This is a genomic window from Psychroflexus aurantiacus (assembly GCF_010820555.1).
Lineage (GTDB): Bacteria > Bacteroidota > Bacteroidia > Flavobacteriales > Flavobacteriaceae > Psychroflexus > Psychroflexus aurantiacus.
Window position 1 is genome coordinate 296,210 of sequence record NZ_JAAIKD010000002.1, and the last position, 17,865, is coordinate 314,074.

Annotated in this window: 14 protein-coding genes and 1 other RNA gene; 11 read left to right on the top strand and 4 right to left on the bottom strand. The window is 43.9% G+C overall.

What is annotated here, in order from left to right; all coding sequences use genetic code 11:
- Positions 1-43 precede the first annotated feature (43 nt).
- Entirely contained in the window at positions 44-2,368 is a 2,325-nt protein-coding gene (katG, locus tag G3567_RS04080) for a catalase/peroxidase HPI (RefSeq protein ID WP_164004050.1), read from the top strand.
- Between the two features lie 191 nt (positions 2,369-2,559).
- Here katG and G3567_RS04085 read toward each other — a convergent pair whose 3' ends face one another.
- Entirely contained in the window at positions 2,560-2,982 is a 423-nt protein-coding gene (locus tag G3567_RS04085; RefSeq protein ID WP_164004051.1) for an ABA4-like family protein, read from the bottom strand.
- A 319-nt stretch (positions 2,983-3,301) separates the two neighbouring features.
- On the opposite strand from G3567_RS04085, the gene ald reads away from it, so the two are divergent.
- From ald to G3567_RS04115, 6 genes are all read left to right on the top strand, one after another.
- Positions 3,302-4,387 carry an alanine dehydrogenase gene (ald, locus tag G3567_RS04090; protein WP_164004052.1) on the top strand — a complete coding sequence of 362 codons (1,086 nt, stop codon included), beginning with the start codon at positions 3,302-3,304 and terminating at the stop codon, positions 4,385-4,387.
- 224 nt (positions 4,388-4,611) lie between these two features.
- Positions 4,612-5,757: a geranylgeranyl reductase family protein gene (locus G3567_RS04095; protein ID WP_164004053.1), complete on the top strand. Its 1,146-nt coding sequence runs from the start codon at positions 4,612-4,614 to the stop codon at positions 5,755-5,757.
- 469 nt (positions 5,758-6,226) lie between these two features.
- Positions 6,227-6,571: RNase P RNA component class A (gene rnpB, locus G3567_RS04100), an RNA gene on the top strand.
- Positions 6,572-6,753: 182 nt separating this feature from the next.
- Positions 6,754-7,317 (top strand): RNA polymerase sigma factor, encoded by a 564-nt coding sequence (locus tag G3567_RS04105; RefSeq protein WP_164004054.1) that lies wholly within the window; start codon positions 6,754-6,756, stop codon positions 7,315-7,317.
- A complete protein-coding gene (locus G3567_RS04110) occupies positions 7,304-7,966 on the top strand; it encodes a hypothetical protein (protein WP_164004055.1) in 663 nt (220 codons plus the stop codon). Before G3567_RS04105 ends, G3567_RS04110 begins: the two co-directional genes overlap by 14 nt.
- A gap of 87 nt (positions 7,967-8,053) precedes the next feature.
- Entirely contained in the window at positions 8,054-9,175 is a 1,122-nt protein-coding gene (locus tag G3567_RS04115) for a TonB-dependent receptor (protein ID WP_164004056.1), read from the top strand.
- A 217-nt stretch (positions 9,176-9,392) separates the two neighbouring features.
- Here G3567_RS04115 and G3567_RS04120 read toward each other — a convergent pair whose 3' ends face one another.
- Positions 9,393-10,856, bottom strand: coding sequence for an aminoacyl-histidine dipeptidase (locus G3567_RS04120; protein ID WP_164004057.1), 1,464 nt, complete (start codon positions 10,854-10,856; stop codon positions 9,393-9,395).
- Between the two features lie 372 nt (positions 10,857-11,228).
- On the bottom strand, positions 11,229-11,990 hold the full coding sequence (locus tag G3567_RS04125) for an SDR family NAD(P)-dependent oxidoreductase (RefSeq protein WP_164004058.1): 762 nt from the start codon (positions 11,988-11,990) through the stop codon (positions 11,229-11,231).
- A 101-nt stretch (positions 11,991-12,091) separates the two neighbouring features.
- Between G3567_RS04125 and G3567_RS04130 the strand changes: the two genes are divergently transcribed.
- The 4 genes from G3567_RS04130 (at position 12,092) to ggt (ending at position 17,271) form a co-directional block, all read left to right on the top strand.
- On the top strand, positions 12,092-13,051 hold the full coding sequence (locus tag G3567_RS04130) for a calcium/sodium antiporter (protein ID WP_164004059.1): 960 nt from the start codon (positions 12,092-12,094) through the stop codon (positions 13,049-13,051).
- 58 nt (positions 13,052-13,109) lie between these two features.
- Complete coding sequence (locus G3567_RS04135) at positions 13,110-14,216, top strand: DUF2891 domain-containing protein (protein WP_164004060.1); 1,107 nt, start codon at positions 13,110-13,112, stop codon at positions 14,214-14,216.
- Positions 14,213-15,436 (top strand): Nramp family divalent metal transporter, encoded by a 1,224-nt coding sequence (locus G3567_RS04140; RefSeq protein WP_164004061.1) that lies wholly within the window; start codon positions 14,213-14,215, stop codon positions 15,434-15,436. The genes G3567_RS04135 and G3567_RS04140 overlap by 4 nt, the downstream gene beginning before the upstream one ends.
- Before the next feature lie 101 nt (positions 15,437-15,537).
- On the top strand, positions 15,538-17,271 hold the full coding sequence (gene ggt, locus G3567_RS04145; RefSeq protein ID WP_164004062.1) for a gamma-glutamyltransferase: 1,734 nt from the start codon (positions 15,538-15,540) through the stop codon (positions 17,269-17,271).
- Positions 17,272-17,401: 130 nt separating this feature from the next.
- On the opposite strand, the gene G3567_RS04150 is transcribed toward ggt, so the two are convergent.
- Entirely contained in the window at positions 17,402-17,596 is a 195-nt protein-coding gene (locus tag G3567_RS04150) for a hypothetical protein (RefSeq protein ID WP_164004063.1), read from the bottom strand.
- Positions 17,597-17,865 lie beyond the last annotated feature (269 nt).

Genomic DNA, 17,865 nt, shown 5'->3' on the forward strand with positions numbered 1-17,865 from the left:
AGTTTCTGAGTAATTTTAATATTTATATCTAAAATTTATACCTATGAAAAAATTATTAATTGCAGCCTTTGCTATGTTCACAGTATCCGTATTTGCTCAGCAAAGTGCAGAAGCTGTATACAAAACCTGTCCGGTTACAGGCATCAGGATCAAAGTGAAAGATGGGGAAAACCCACACGCTAAGATGCAGGCTGAAACAGCCGAAATGGAAGACACTGAATCTTCACAAACCAAACGAACTGGTGGGAAAGACTGGTGGCCAAACAGTTTAGATATAAGTGTCCTGAGGCAGCACACTCAAAAATCTAATCCTATGGGAGAAGATTTTGATTATAGAGAAGCTTTCGCAGCTTTGGATTATGAACAATTGAAAGCTGATCTTGTAGAAGTGATGACCACATCACAAGACTGGTGGCCAGCAGATTATGGTCATTATGGTCCGTTTTTTATTCGTATGTCTTGGCACAGTGCAGGAACCTATCGGTCAGCAGATGGACGCGGGGGATCACGTGATGGTCAGCAGCGCTTTGCGCCAATCAACTCTTGGCCAGATAATGCCAACTTGGATAAAGCGAGACGTTTGCTATGGCCCATTAAGCAGAAGTACGGTAAAAGTTTGTCTTGGGCAGATTTGATGATCTTAGCAGGAACTGTCGCTTATGAAGATATGGGATTGGAGATCGTAGGATTTAGCGGAGGCCGGGAAGACACCTGGGAACCGGCAAGCAATGTGTACTGGGGAGCAGAAAACGAAATGTTAGCAAACGATAAACGATATGATGAAGATGGCGATTTAGAGCGACCCTTAGCAGCCGTGCAAATGGGATTGATTTACGTTAACCCAGAAGGACCCAATGGAAAACCAGATCCAGCCTTGGCTGCTGATGGGATTCGTGAAACCTTCGGTCGCATGGGAATGAACGACAAAGAAACGGTAGCATTAATTGCTGGTGGACACACCATCGGTAAATCTCATGGTGCTGGAGATGCTTCAAATGTAGGTCCTGAGCCAGAAGCCGCTGCTATAGAAAATCAAGGTTTAGGATGGATGAGTTCTTATAAATCGGGTAAAGCCGAGGATGCGATTACCTCTGGTTTGGAAGTGATTTGGACCAAAACTCCTGCAGAATGGAGCCAAGGTTACTTCAAGTCTCTTTTCGAAAACGAATGGGAATTAACCAAAAGCCCAGCTGGCGCATACCAATGGATCGCGAGCGATGCCGAGGCTGATTATCCAGACGCTCACATTGAAGGTAAATTTCATAAGCCAACCATGTTTACCACAGATTTGACCTTGATAAAAGATCCTGAATATTTGAAGATTTCAAAGTTCTTTTATGAGAATCCAGAGGAATTCAATAAAACATTTGCTGAAGCCTGGTTCAAGCTAACCCACAGAGATATGGGTCCAAATTCAACCTATATTGGACCAGAAGCCCCTTCAAAAGATTACATCTGGCAAGATCCCATTCCAGAAGCTGATTATGAAATGATAACGGATGCGGATATAGAAGCTTTAAAAGCTGATATTTTAAAGTCAGGCTTATCCACTTCAGAATTGGTGACCACCGCATGGAATTCTGCCTCAACCTATAGAGATTCCGACAGAAGGGGAGGAGCTAATGGAGCGAGAATCCGATTAGAGCCCATGCGCAGCTGGGAAGCTAATAATCCAAAACAACTGGAAAAAGTACTTTCAACATATGAGTCTATTCAGAAGAAATTCAATAAGAATAATACCAATAAGAAAGTATCTATTGCCGACTTAATCGTACTTGGTGGTAACCTAGCTGTTGAAGAGGCAGCGAAAAAGGCTGGATATGCCGTTTCAGTGCCATTTACGCCTGGAAGAACAGATGCTACTCAGGAGCAAACCGATGTTGAGTCTATGCAATTGCTTAAACCAATGGCCGATGGATTCACCAACTACCAAGAGAAGCAATACACGCTAACCACAGAAGAACTCTTGGTAGACAAAGCACAGTTACTCACACTTACAGCTCCAGAAATGACAGTATTAGTTGGTGGAATGAGAGCTTTAGGGGCAAACCATAACCAAACAGATCACGGTATACTTACAGAGACTCCTGGTGAACTCACCACCGATTATTTTGTGAATTTGCTTGATATGGCTAATACATGGGAAGCAAAAGAAGATTCAAAAATGATTTTCGTTGGAAAAGATAGAAAATCAGGTGAAGTAAAATGGACCGCAACGCGTGCAGATTTAATTTTCGGATCTAACTCTGAATTAAGAGCGCTTGCAGAAGTTTATGCGACCCAAGATGCCAATAAAAAATTTGTAACTGATTTTGTCAATGCCTGGTCAAAAGTGATGGAACTCGACCGGTTTGATGTAAGAATGTAAGTTGATTACTTTTATGTGTTAAAAAAGCTCTGCCATTGCAGGGCTTTTTTTTTGAATGTAAACTGTTGAGAAAAAATGGCTATACTGATCAAGTAAAAGAGCAAAGCGCAGCTATGAAGAGTAGAGGTTTGTAGAGGATGTCTTAAATTTCAATATATTCTATTCTCAATGTCTTTTTTAAAAGCTTATTCTTACTCATCCAGCCTTTTAGTATGTATTGTTTTAATGATGTAATACAATAGAAATCCCACAGGTCCAAACATAAAGCAGAGGAGCAGGCAAGGAATCATAAGAAAGTGACTGATGTTGTGTTTCCGTGACTGATTCAGAATCCAATTCCCCACAAGGAGGTCAAATACCAAATAATGCACCCAACCCGTCAAGACCGCTTCATCGGAGGTGAACATGGCTTTGATGCCTTCGAGTTCACTAAACGACTCCATATCAAAATCGCCCAAACCTGTGATGACATAGACGAGATAAACGACAGACATGGCAATGGAAAACCCGTAAATCACAGGATTCCGCCAGGATTTGGAAGGAAAGAAAATAAGGATCAGCCAGGCAGGTAAAACGATGGTATTGACGATTTGAAAAACATCAGAAGCACTCATAAGTAAAAGTTTTAAGACCTAAATGTAGTGTTTTTTTGAAAAATTGAGTGAGTTGATGAGAGGTGAGGGGGGGGTGAGGATTTGAGTTGGTGAGTTTTGAGACGTAGAGGAGGTTAGTTGATTCGTTATTGGTTGTTAGTTGCTCGTATTTAATTAACTGCTTGTCGTGTTCCTTGATTCCTGTTTCCTGATTTATTTGAATTTTATAAAATAATTCAAATTGAATAAAAAATAAGGGGGGTAATGTCATTCATAAATACATTAATTATATATTTACCCCTAATTAAATAGGGGGTAAGTAAATTAAAAACATAGTATTATGAAAATAGGTGTGCCAATTGAAATTAAAAACAATGAAAGTCGGGTGTCCATCACCCCTGCCGGTGTCTTTGAACTTTCCAAAAGCAGGCATCAGGTTTACGTTCAGACCCGGGCCGGCCTGGCCAGTGGTTTTTCGGATCAGGATTACAGAGAAGCCGGTGCGGAAATTCTGCCCGACATTCAATCGGTATATCAGGTGGCTGAAATGATTGTCAAAGTCAAAGAGCCTATCGAAGAAGAATACAGCCTGGCTAAAAAAGGGCAGATTATTTTTACCTATTTCCATTTTGCGTCCAGTCAGATCCTCACTCAGGCCATGATAGACTCCAAAGCTGTCTGTATCGCTTACGAAACGGTGCAGGATGAAGACGGAAGTTTACCGTTACTCACGCCCATGTCTGAAGTTGCCGGTCGTATGGCCACTCAGCAGGGTGCCAAATACCTGGAAAAGCCTATCCGTGGCAAGGGCATCCTTTTAGGCGGTGTTCCTGGGGTGACCCCGGGAAAGGTGCTGGTGCTGGGCGCTGGCGTGGTGGGGATTCAGGCGGCCAAGATGGCTGCAGGCCTGGGTGCGCATGTCATCATTTTCGATATCAGCATGAAAAGACTTAGGTATGTCAACGATATCATGCCCAGCCACGTGGTCACCGCCTTTTCGAATGAATACAACATCAGAAAACACATCAAAACCGCCGACTTGATTATTGGGGCTGTGCTGATAGCTGGCGCCAAAGCGCCCAAGCTAATCACCAAAGACATGCTGAAAGACATGCAGCCCGGTACGGTGATGGTCGATGTAGCTGTGGACCAGGGCGGCTGTTTTGAAACCACCCAACCGACCACTCACGAAAACCCGACCTATATCGTAGACGATGTGGTGCATTACTGCGTCACCAACATGCCCGGCGCAGTGCCTTATACCTCCACCCTGGCCCTGACCAACGTGACCTTCCCGTACATACTGGAAATCGCGAACAAAGGCTGGAAAGAGGCCTGCGCTTCCAATCCCGCTTTAGCCAAAGGCCTGAGCCTGGACGAAGGAAAAATCGTGTGTAAGGAAATTTTAAAAGCCGACCTGGTCTAAAGCCTGTTACCAGTCTTCTATAGCAGTTCCTGTTTCGTTGTTCGTTGCTGGTTTATTGTGTCTCTTTATCCTATGCTCCTTGTTCTTTTCTCTATTTTTACCCACTACTCTTGTTGTGTCCCTTTGTTCTTTTTTCCTTGCTCTTTGTTCTTGTCTCTGTTTTTTTTCTTATCTACTTTCAAAAAATAATTTATTTTTACCATCAGACTAACAAATAACCAGTTATGAAAACTTACGATCTCGCCATTATTGGTGGTGGACCTTCGGGGGCTAGTGCTGCTTTTGAAGCTGCAAAAAGCGGTTTAAAAACAGTGATTATAGAAAAGGAATTCCTGCCACGTTATAAAACCTGTGGAGGTGGATTTGTGTTTAGAGGAAGGAAAGACATGCCTTTTGATATAACATCAGCAGTAGAGCGTGAATTTTTTGATGTGGACATCAGGTTTGAAGCCAAAAAAATGGCGCTCAATACTAAGCGAAAACATCCAATTATCAGCATGATTATGCGGGATGAATTCGATTTTTTGATGGTGCAGAAAGCTCAGGAACTGGGTGTAGAACTCCTGCAGGGCCAAAAGTTAGTGGCCTTGGATTTTAAACATCAGTTGACTACGCTAACCACGACATCGCATACATTTCAGGCTAAATTCATCATTGCAGCCGATGGAGCTTTGAGTCCAACGGCTAAGCTGGCAGGTTGGGAAGAAACACGGATGATGTGTCCTGCTTTAGAATATGAAATCAAAGTACCGGATGAAGACTTCAGGCGATTATCGACATCAGCTCGATTTGATATTGATGTCGTTCCTTATGGTTATGCTTGGAGTTTTCCGAAGAAAAATCACTTATCAGTTGGTGTTGGAAAATTTTTGAAAACTAAAAAAGGGGTTGACTTAAAAACGCATTATAAGAATTACTTAACCATGCTTGGGATAACTGAAGTTCTAGAAGAACAGGGTCATGGGTTTATTATTCCAAATACACCAAGAACGGACGGTTTTGTGAAGCAGAATGTATTTCTTATTGGCGATGCTGCCGGCTTTGCAGATCCACTGACAGCTGAGGGTATTTCGAATGCGATTTATAGTGGTAAATTAGCGGCCACTTCCATAGTGGAAAGTGAATTGAATTTGGAAAAAGCCATTCAGCTTTATGATGAAAAGTTGAATAAAAAACTACTGCCGGAACTTAGACTGGGTGTTAAACTCGCTGGTTTTTTCTATGAAAATAAAACCTTGCGTAATATACTTTTGAAAAAACACGGGCAACGTGCAGCCGAGTATATGACCGATATTTTTATGGGAGATCGTACCTATCCCCACGACTTCAGAGAAAAGGTAAAACAAAAATTGAAGCTGTCCTTGTTTTGATACAGCAAAACCTCTTTTATAAAGCAAAGGCTTAGATCTTGTAATTTTAATAAAATAATTTACAAACGAACAAAAAAGGAGAGGTATTGGTGTTTAGATGTACATGTATTTTATATTTACCTCTAAATAAACAGGGGTTAGTTGAATTAAAATAGTGTTATTACGAAAATAGGGGTGCCAGTTGAAATCAAAAACAATGAAAGTCGGGTGTCCATCACCCGCAGGTGTGTTTGAACTTGGAGGAAGGCAAAATCATGTGTAAGGAAATTTTAAAAGCCTGGTATCAGTCTTGTATACTGTTTCTTATTTCCTGATTCGTTGCTAATTGGGCATTGCTCTAGGCTCCTTGTTCTTTTCTCTATTTTACTACCTACCCACTACTCACTTGTCCTGGTTCCTGTTTCATTACTGGTTACTTATTACTCTTTACTTTCTCCATCAAAACTCCAATAATTAAACTTACTTTTGCAGCGCAGGTCGCCCTATCGCTGTCCCGGGAAATCGGGAGAGAGGAAAGTCCGGACACCATAGCACAACATAGCGGGTAACGCCCGTCGTCCCGTCCCGATCCCGATAGCTATCGGGACTATCGGGACGGGGAAGGACCAGTGCAACAGAAAGCAAGTACAGTTCGGCTGTAGTGAAATCGGTAAACTCTATGTGGTGAAATGTTATGTAAACCAAGGCTTGAGGGTTGTGCGCCCGATCTTGGAGGGTAAACAGATTGAGGTTTTTGGTAACAAAAATCCTAGATAAATGATAGGGTCCCGATTTCGATCGGGAACAGAATCCGGCTTACAGACCTGCTTTTTTTCTTTTTTTGATTTTGTGTACAACACATTTTAAAAGGTCACGATATTTGCTTCAACCCCCGTCCTGCCTGAAAGCGGTTGCCTGGTGAGGAAGACGATTGAAAATCTTTTTAAATAAACTGGAGGCTTCAGGCAACGCTGAAGGTTTATTCCTCGTCTATATAAATAGATACCCTGTTTAACTGTGAAACTGATCAAGCTACATAAAGACTTAGAGCAAAATATTCGGGAGGCCCAACGCCACAACCAGAAGGCACAGTACCGCCTTTACAGGCAGTTTGCTCCCAAAATGCTCTCGGTTTGCAGGCTTTACATTTCAGACCTTCATCATGCCGAAGATGTGATGTCCACCGGCTTTGTGAAAGTCTTTAAAAACCTGCATCGCTTCGAACACAAAGGGAGTTTTGAAGGCTGGGTCCGTCGCATCATGGTGACTACAGCAATTGATTTCCTCAGACAGCAAAAAGACATCGAATTTTCTACCGATGAGGTAGAGCATTTTGAAGTGGTCCGGATGCCGGGCCTGACCGAGTGGTCGGTGGAGGAGCTGCAGGAAGTTATCGACGAACTGCCGGAAGGCTACAGACTCGTATTCACCATGCATGTGATCGAAGACTATACGCACAAAGCCATTGCAGAAACGCTCAATATTACGGAAGCAACCTCCAGGTCGCAGCTGTTTAAAGCCAGGCGACTGCTCAAAACAAAATTAGAAACCTTAAGCGCCACAGCTCATGGACAAGTTTAAAAACGACATACAGCATAAGTTCAACCAGCGAGACATCCAGCCAACGGAGGAAGCCTGGGGAAAAATCACCGGAGAATTAGCCAGTTCCCGCATATCTATAACGAAAAGCTTGTGGTTTTGGAGCGGCATTGCCGCCGGGTTTATCGGGCTCTTGGTTTTATTGTCTCCAGCTTATTTTTCTGTTTCTACAGAGGAAGGACCTATGGTCAATTCAGAAGAAAAGGAAACTCAGGACATGGAGCCTGAAAGACCGATAATCCTATCTGTCATTCAGCTTCAGCCTAAAGCGGTAAAAGCTTCATTCGTTCAGCTACCCAAATCCAAGATAATAATCGAAGCTCCTAAATCTATCAGCACCGGTACCCTAAAACCTAATCACCTTAAGCCTAAAACCTTACTGACCGAGGTAGAGCAGGAGCTCGAAGAGGAGCGTTTTCGTCAGCAGAATCTAAGCGAAGTGGATGCCTTATTAGCACAGGCCAGAGCCGATTTATCCACGAAGAGGGATAAACAGATTTTCGATCAGCTCTCGGCAGAACGCCTTTTGGCTGAGGTGGATCGTGAAAACCCAGACTCTTTTAAAGATAAAATCTGGAAGTTTATAGAAGTGAATTTCAACGAATTAAAATCTAGCCTCGGGGCTAGGTAGTTATAATCCAATACAGCTATGTTGGCGCCCAATTTAAAGACATACCTGTTGTATTTATCTAATGTTCAACCTTTAAATTTTAAAATTATGCCTATTAAAATAACACTTATAGTCCTGTTTTTAGCCAGTATATGGAGCACATCACTTGTGGCACAGAACAGAGATTTTTCGATCTTTTCTAAGAATGAAACTTTAGAGCTAAAGCAGCTTCTCAACAGGATTGAAACCGAAGAAAAGCGCTTTTTGAGTACTAAAGTGAGTAAAATCAATTCTCAGCTGGAAAACGGAGAGCTTTCACCTGCTGAAGCTGAGGAACTCAAGATGGAGGCTGCAACAGAGTCTGCTGCAAACATAGAAGAAGCTCAGGAATTGCTTATCGACTGGGCTTCTTTTCAAAAAAGGAAATATAACGAAGTAGACTTTGATCAGTTTGAAGACTATGATTCTTATCTGTCCATTATCGATGAATTGGGTCTAAGTCCATCAAGTTTTACCTTCGACCTGTTTGAAATTTCATCTAAGAAGGAGGTTTCACAGGAGACTTTAAAACACCGGGATCTTCCCTATTCATCCAGAACAAGCGGGGCAGTTTTCTCCAGTTTGTCTTTCAACAATGCGGTTTTGGAGGGGGGAAGTATAGACGACACCTCCTTCAAATTTGGGGGAAGCCGTAGCTTTGAAATTGGGTATGAGTGGAGTACACGGGTGTTTAAAGAAACCAATTTTTTAAGATTGAATTATGGCGTTTCTGTTCAGTTTAACGGCTTAAAACCAAAAAACAATTCCGTTTTTGTTCAAAATGGCGAACAGACCGAACTCCAAGAGTTTGGGTTTGATCTGGATAAATCGAAATTCAGAATGGACAATTTAATCGTTCCGGTTCATCTTCAGTTTGGAAGTTCAAAGACCACGGTTCTGGACAATGGCAACAAGCGCTTTAGTGATCATGATTTTAAAGTAGGTCTGGGTGGATTTGCAGGTATAAATATACTGAATACTCAGAAGTTAAAGTACAATGACGGCCGAACCGATGTAAAGCTTCGGGAGCGGGATGACTTCAACACCAATAACCTGTTGTATGGCCTTAGTGCTTATATAGGCTGGGAAAACATGGCGGTCTTTGCTCAGTATAACCTCAATTCCATTTTCAGCGACAACCTAACCGACTTGAATAATTTCCAGATTGGTATCCGGACACATTGGGATTAAGTCTATTAAATCACAATCAAAACAGGCTCTTGTTGAACAACAGGAGCCTGTTTTCTTTTTTTGTTAGTCTCTGCGAATGTGGCTGATGAGGAAGCTGTTTCAAATTTACCGATCGCTGATCGTTTTGATGAAGCTTTTTCGCTTCGACGAGCCTTCCTGCCGGCAAAGGCAGGCAGAATGACAAATTATGTTTAAACCAGTGGACCGGTCAACCAGTCTATCCTTTTACCGGTATTTGCTTCAAGACCTCCTGAGTCAGTTTCCAGAACTTTTGGGTACTGGAAATGCTGGCGCGTTCGTCTGGCGAGTGCGCCCCGCGAATGGTCGGTCCAAAGGAAATCATATCCATTTCGGGATAATGACTGCCTAAAATCCCGCATTCCAGACCTGCATGGCAGGCGGCGACATGGGCTTTTTCATTGTTTTGTTCCTGGTAAATGCGGTCGACGACCTTAAGAATTTCTGAAGACGGGTCGGGTGACCAGCCTGGATAATCCCCGGATAGGTCAACCTGAAAACCAGCCAGATCAAAAGCCGAACTTAAGGAATTCACCAGATCGTCTTTGGACGACGCCAGTGAGGATCTCGTCAGGCATAAGACTTCAATCTTTCCGCCTCCCAGCGAGATTTTAGCGATATTGTTGGAGGTTTCTACCAAACCTTCAATGTCAGGACTCATTCGGTACACCCCGTTATGCGCGGCGTAAATGGATTTCAACACCGCATCCTGCACATCGCTGCTCATGATTTTCTTAGGCAATTCGGTTTGTTCCAGGTCAAACTTCATCTCCGGCTCAAGGCTGGCAAATTCAGATTTGATCTCATGAAAAAGGGTATGGAGGGCATCCTCAAACTTGTCTTTGTGGTCCCGGTGTACGATGACCACGGCTTCGCTTTCACGCGGAATGGCATTTCTGAGTCCTCCGCCTTCAATGCTTGCGACTCGGGAGTTTACCGTTGTATAGGCGGAGTACAAGAGTCGGTTCATCAGGACATTGGCATTGGCCAGGCCTTTGATGATGTCCATGCCTGAATGTCCGCCCTGCAAACCTTTGAGCTTGAGTTTGTAAGCCAGCGAATTTTCGGGAATCGATTCTTCGATATAAAAACGTGTGGCGGTCATGTCCACGCCACCCGCACAGCCAATCCCGATTTCGTCATCCTCCTCGGTATCGAGGTTGAGTAAAACCTCACCGTCCAGAATACTGCCATCCAGCTCTTTGGCACCGGTCATGCCCGTTTCCTCATCGATGGTAAATAAAGCTTCTAGGGCGGGATGCGGCAGATCCTTGCTTTCCAAAATCGCCATAATCGTGGCCACGCCAAGTCCGTTATCGGCGCCAAGCGTGGTCCCCTCGGCTTTTACCCAGTCGCCATCCACATACATGCGAATACCCTCGGTATCAAAATCGAAATCCGTATCGTTATTTTTTTGATGAACCATGTCCAGATGCGACTGTAAAACCGTGGTTTTGCGATCGTCCATGCCGGAAGTCGCCGGTTTTTTGATGATTACATTTCCAACTTTATCCTGAAGGGTTTCGAGACCCAAAGATTTCCCGAACTGCATCATAAATTCAATGACGCGTTCTTCTTTTTTGGAAGCTCTCGGCACGGCGTTTAAGTCTGAAAAGTTTTTCCAGATTGCTTTAGGTTCAAGGTCTTGTATAGGGCTGCTCATGTGTGTTATGTTTTTTACAAAGTTAAGAGGCTTGTTCTAAATGGATGGTAAGGAAGTGATAAAATTGTGTTGTGGTTTTAGTTCTTCTGATAGTATCATTTGATACTATTGAAAATAGGTCTCGACTTTCAGCTTGTTTTTTGTTTAGGTTAGAGCCTGCCTTCCAAGGGGACCGCAGGCAGGCGCAGTCGAGAGGTCGACCCAAGAGGGGCTTCAGCTGTAGATACCGCATTTGGATACTTCAGATGAACGCTCACGTATATACACAACTACATCTTCAAACTGCCATTAAGCCCCAGTTCCCGGCATCAGGTCTGCGTTAAGGTTTTAAGCTGGTGATATCGCAAAACCTGAACGCCAGCAGGGGCAAAATCAATCTTGACTGGACTTGTTGATCATTCCGCTGCCGGCCTGGGCGGTAGGCATGACCACAAGGTCGGCGATGTTGACGTGATAGGGCCGGGTGACCGTGAAGTGAATAATGTCGGCGATATCTTCTGGCTGCAGGGCTTTGTAGCCTTTGTAAACCTGCTCGGCACGATCTTCATCGCCTTTGAATCTGACTTTGCTGAATTCGGTTTCGACCATGCCGGGATTGATGGCGCCCACGCGTATGCCGTGCGCATTCAAATCCATGCGCATGCCTTTATTGATCGCGTCCACGGCGTGTTTGCTGGCGCAATAAACGTTACCTTTGGGGTAAACTTCCTTGCCTGCCGTAGAACCGATGTTGATGATATGGCCGTCATTATTCTTGATCATGGTCCGTATGATCGGCTGAGAAACATAGAGTAAGCCTTTCACATTGATGTCCAGCATAGCATCCCAGTCTGTAGAAGAGCCCTCTTGTATGTAATCCAGACCATGGGCGTTGCCGGCATTGTTGATAAGGATTTGAATGGCTTTAAATTCAGTTGGGAGGGATTCCAGGGCTTCGTTTACCGCTTGCTGATCCCTTACATCAAAATTGAGGGTGGTGACTTTCGTCTGTGAAGACAACTCTGATTTTAAGTCATCCAGACGCTCCTGCCGACGACCACAGAGTATAAGTTTGAAGCCTTCTTTGGCAAATTGTCTGGCGGTGGCCAATCCTATTCCACTGCTGGCTCCAGTAATGAGTACTGTTTTGGACATACATTTGTTTTTGATAAATGTAAGCAAAAGCTTTTAAATTTATGAACTGAGTTGCTTTTTGAATGAAAATTCAGACTAATTTCGCTTTATAAAAAATGCATATGTTAGTTGAAATACTTTTGGTAATTTTTGGCTTTGTCCTGTTGATTTTCGGAGCGGATGCTTTGGTAAAAGGCGCCTCAGCCCTGGCCCGACGACTGAACATGTCTGATCTTGCCATTGGACTTACCATAGTGGCTTTCGGCACATCGGCCCCTGAACTGGTGGTGAGTTCTGTGGCTTCCGTACAGGGGCAGTCAGATTTGATTTTGGGCAATGTCCTGGGCAGTAATCTGTTTAACCTGATGATGATTTTGGGCATTGTAGGCCTCATCAAACCCATTACCGTACAAAAAAGCATGGTGTGGATAGAAATTCCTATTTCCCTTGTTGTAATCATAGTCCTTTATATCTTGTCAAACGCATGGTTTGGAAGCAGCACCGCCAAGGTGTCCTGGGGCGATGCCCTGGTTTTACTGCTTTTATTCGCAGGGTTTATGTATTATATCTATCGGGGGCTTTCTTCCGAAACAGTGAAGAAGTCAGATGACAGCCCTCCTGCTCAGGATTACACGACCACTAAAATGACGCTTTTGGTGGTCTTTGGTTTAGCCGGTCTGGTTTACGGTGGACACCTGGTGGTGAGCAATGCGACGGATATGGCCCTGGAATTTGGAATCAGTGAAAAAGTGATAGGATTAACCATCGTTGCTGCTGGAACCTCCCTGCCGGAGCTGGTGACTTCCATAGTGGCTGCGCTTAAGAAAAACGCCGACATCGCCATTGGTAACGTGATTGGTTCCAATATATTCAACGTGCTTTTGATAGTACCGGTGAGTGCCCTGATCAAACCTATTGCTTACAATGTGTCTTTCAATTTTGAAATGTATCTGCTTGTGGGGGCTACCTTGTTTTTGTTTATCGCTATGTTCAGCGGTAAAGCCAAACGCCTGGACCGCTGGGAGGCTCTCCTGCTGCTTGTCGGCTTTGTGGTTTATACCGGCTATATGATATCAAAATAAATTCGGATTTTGAAAGTACTGTGTGATTTCTTTAACTTGTCAGCCAAAATTGAATTCTATGAAATTGACTTGTGTAGTTTTTCTGTCTTTAGCGTTCTGGAGTTGTCAGAAGTCACCGGATACCCAAGGCGGAACCAAATCTCCGTTTGAGACCCATTCTTTTCCTGAATTTGGGATTGAAGAAGCAGAACAGCTAGCTGAACTTCCCTTGGAGTGCATCACTCAGGAATTCCCGAACAAACTGGGTCAGGTGCTGGGCTCGGGAGCCGATTTGGCCAGACCTAAAGATCTGCGCCCTGCCTTTTATGGCTGTTTCGACTGGCATTCTGCTGTGCACAGTCAGTGGTCTTTGGTGAAACTGCTCAAATCCTTTCCAGAACTTAAGCAGGCGGATAATATCAGAAGTGCTTTATCGCAAAGGCTTACGGCAGAACACATTCAAACCGAAATCGAGTTTTTTGAAACCGAACACAATACAAATTTTGAACGCACTTACGGCTGGGCCTGGCTGTTTACCCTGGCCAGAGAACTCAAAACCTGGGAAGACCCTCAGGCACAGGAATGGCTCACTAATCTGATGCCGCTTGTCGAGTTGCTGGAAGACAAAATGATGGCGTTTTTGCCCAAACTGGTCTATCCCATTCGGGTGGGAGAACATCCCAACACCGCTTTTGCCTTGTCCATGACTTTAGATTATGCGAAGACTTTTGAAAAAGAAGCGCTCAGGGCACTCCTCTTCAAGCGCTCCAGGGATTTTTACCTCGGGGATAAAAATTGCCCGATCGGGTGGGAGCCAAGCGGCTACGATTTTTTATCGCCATGTCTGGAAGAAGCTTCTCTGATGGCTAAAGTGTTGCCTGAAAATGAATTTCAAGTCTGGGCCAGGGACTTTATGCCGGAATTATTTTCAAAATATTTTTCTTTAGAGGTTGCTGAAGTAAGCGACAGGAGCGATGGAAAGCTGGTACACCTGGATGGTCTCAATTTCAGCAGAGCCTGGAACCTCTATGAACTGGCCGATACTTATGAAGCCTTTTATCATCTGAAAACCACAGGAGATAAACATTTTGCGAAAGCCTATCCGAATTTATTTGGCGATACCTATGAGGGCTCGCACTGGCTGGGAACCTTTGCGCTTTATGCACTCGAAAAGCGTCCTGAATGATCAAAAAACTCACTTCCTATTTCGGTCCGGGAACCTTTGTAGCGGCAGCCTTTATCGGTCCCGGGACGATTACCATTTGTTCAATTGCCGGCGTTAAGTTTGGAACCGATCTGATCTGGGCGCTGGTCTTATCGATTCTGGCCACCATCGTCTTACAAAACATGTCTGCCAGGATTGGCCTGGTCACTCAAAAAGACCTGGGCACAGCCATGCGCCATGTGGTCAAACATCCCATACTCAAAAGCATTCTCATGGTTCTGGTGGTGGTCGCCATCGTCTTTGGAAATGCAGCCTACGAAGCTGGAAACATCAGTGGCGCTGTGATGGGCTTTTCGGTGATTTATGCAGATACCCTGGTCAGTATCGGGGGTTTCCAGCTGGATTATCTGCCTCTGCTCATCGGTGTGATTTGTTTCTTCATCCTGAATATGAACAGCTATAAAAAAATCGAAAACGTTTTGATTGTCCTGGTGGTTTTGATGAGTTTGTCGTTTTTGACCACAGCCATCATCACCCAACCGAGTTACCTGGCCTTATTGCAAGGCGTTTTTCTTTTTAACATGCCTTCCGAATCTTTAACCACTGTTCTGGCCATTGTCGGGACAACCATTGTCCCTTACAATTTGTTTTTGCATTCTTCTATCGTTCAGGAAAAATGGAATGGCGTAAAGGCTTTGTCAGCGGCCAAATGGGATTCTGCCATCGCTATAGGCCTCGGCGGAATAGTTTCCATTGCCGTCGTGGTGTCGGCTTCCCGATTACCCAAGGAAGAACTGCTTTCTATTTTGGATATGGCGGAAACCCTGGAACCTCTGTATGGGGTGTATGCAAAGTATTTACTGGGCTTTGGTTTTTTTGCCGCAGGAATTACATCAACACTCACGGCCGCTTTGGCTGCTGCCTATGTCCTGAAAGGATGCCTGGGCTGGAAGATAGCTAAGTCGCATCCGAGATTCAAATGGACCTGGCGAGGTATTCTTTTTCTCGGCGTCTTCTTTTCTTCCTTAGGCATCAATCCGATTGAGTTGATTCAAATTGCCCAGGTGAGTAATGCTATATTATTGCCCTTTATTGCTATAATACTTCTTGCTATGGTCTCTAACCAAAAGCTGATGGGCGAATTTAAAAACACCTGGTTACAAAATGCCGTAGGAATTTTGATCGTGCTGTTTTGTTTGTTTTTAAGCTTCAAGAGTTTTTTTATGATGTACAGTGTGTAGTAATGAGGTAATGGTTTATTAGTTTTTGAATGAATAGATATTTAACTTTATAAGAATTTTTAAGTCAAAAACTTGATTTCTTAGATCTTAAAACACATATTATGAATTCATATCTGAAGCATTTAAGCAGTTTATCACTAGGTTTGTTAATGACGGGCTTCACTTTTGCACAGGCCGATCGAGAAGCGAAAGGACTTAATTTTGCCTCAAGATCTGAAGTCATAGGACAACATGGGATGGTGGCCACCAGCCATCCCTTAGCCACCCAAATTGGACTGGATATCCTGAAGCAGGGCGGAAACGCCATTGATGCAGCCATTGCCGTCAATGCGGCTACAGGGCTAATGGAACCCACCGGCAACGGAATCGGGGGAGATTTGTTTGCCATTATCTGGCATGAGAAAAGTCAGAAATTATACGCCATCAATGCCAGCGGGCGTTCGCCTCTGGGCTTGTCGTATGAGGGTTTACTCGCTGAGCTAGATGCAATCGATCGGGAAAGTATACCGTCTTATCATTTGCTTTCGGTTTCCGTGCCTGGCGCAGTCGACGGCTGGTTTGAGCTGCATAAAAAATTTGGTTCTCTACCGATGAAGGACATTTTGAAATCGCCAATCGATTATGCGGTGAACGGATTTCCTGTGACCGAAGCGATTTCCATGCGGTGGAGATCCAGTGTTCCTTTTTTAAAGACACAGCCCGGCGCTTTTGAATCTACGTTTACCATAGATGGCCGGGGCCCCCGTAAAGGTGAGATTTTCAAAAACCCTGACCTGGGCAACACCCTGCGCTTGCTGGCTGAAAAGGGCAGAGATGCATTCTATGAAGGAGAAATCGCTCAGGAGATAGATCGCTGGATGAAAGAGCAAGGCGGCTATTTGCGTTATGAAGATTTTAAAAACCACCACTCCGAATGGATAGAGCCTGTTAGCACCAATTACCGTGGTTATGATGTGTATCAGGTAGGAGGAAATGTACAGGGTACAGCGGTTTTACAAATGCTGAATATCCTGGAAGGCTTCGACCTAGCGTCCATGGGATTCGGGACGGCAGAAACCCTGCATGCCTATATCGAAACCAAAAAGCTGGTTTATGAAGACCGAGCAAAACACTACGCCGATCCTGATTTTCAGAATGTGCCTTACGACATTTTATTGTCCAAAGATTATGCCGCTGAACGAAGACAGCTCATTGGGGAAAAGGCGATGAGTGACATGAGTACAGGGGTTGAGGTGATTGAAAATGGAGATACGGTTTATCTGACAACAGCAGACAGCGAAGGCAATATGGTGTCTTTGATACAAAGTAACTTTAGAGGCATGGGCACAGGCTTTGTGGTCCCCGGACTTGGATTTAGTTTTCAAAATCGGGGGGAATTATTCTCTACAGACCCCAGACATCCCAATGTATATCAGCCTGGTAAGCGGCCTTTTCATACGATCATCCCGGGCTTTGTGATGAAAGGCGGAAAGCCGTTTTTAAGCTATGGCAATATGGGAGGCGCCTACCAGCCTATAGGACATGTGAGTATCCTGACTAATATAATCGATTTTGGAATGAATGTTCAGGAAGCCGGGGATGCTTCCCGATGGGACCATTCCGGCTCATCAAAACCAACCGGGTCAGTTGCGGATCATCTCACTACTACCGGTCAGGTGAATGTCGAATCTGGAATTCGGTACGAAGTCGTTCGCCAACTCCGCGCCAAAGGCCATAAGGTAGAGGTGGGTAACAGTTTTTTTGGAAGGTATCAAGGCATCTTAAAAGATCAGGAAAACGGCGTGTATTACGGGGCTTCAGAATCTCGCGTTGACGGTCAGGCAGCCGGGTATTAATAAAAAAGACCTAGCTGTAGCCGCCTCGTCTTTTAAGAGATTCACCCAGCTGTATTTGAGCACTTAGCAGTTGTACGCTCGATTCCATACCATTCAAAGCATTGCTTAAAATTTCAGATAAAGTAAAGGCTTACTCTCGCAACGGACTTATACCCGTCAGGTCATTATTCTCTGTTGTTTTATCTATTGACTTCTGAATATCTTCATTTTCAAAAAGAGAAATAGGGTCATCAATAGAGTCCAGTGGTTTGTATTTCTCTTCATTCTCGACCACATTCCAAATGCTTAAGAAAGCATTCACTTTATTAGGTAAATCAGTACTCACTGTGTGTTATGCAGTTTCCAGGATTTTTGAGGTAATACATCGGAATAATTGTCCGTTAACAGATCATTAAGTTCCATTCCAGTCGTCAGTAATTTGAGTATTTCAGTTCTCAAGTGTTCAATTATTTTAATTATGTCTTTTAAAACTAAATAAAAGATGAGAGTTAGCTGAGCAATTAAGGTTTCATAAATAAAATAGGATTTTTAAAATAAGATTCATCTGAGGTGAACCTTTTATAATTCTGCATGTTTTTAAATCACTTAACTGTC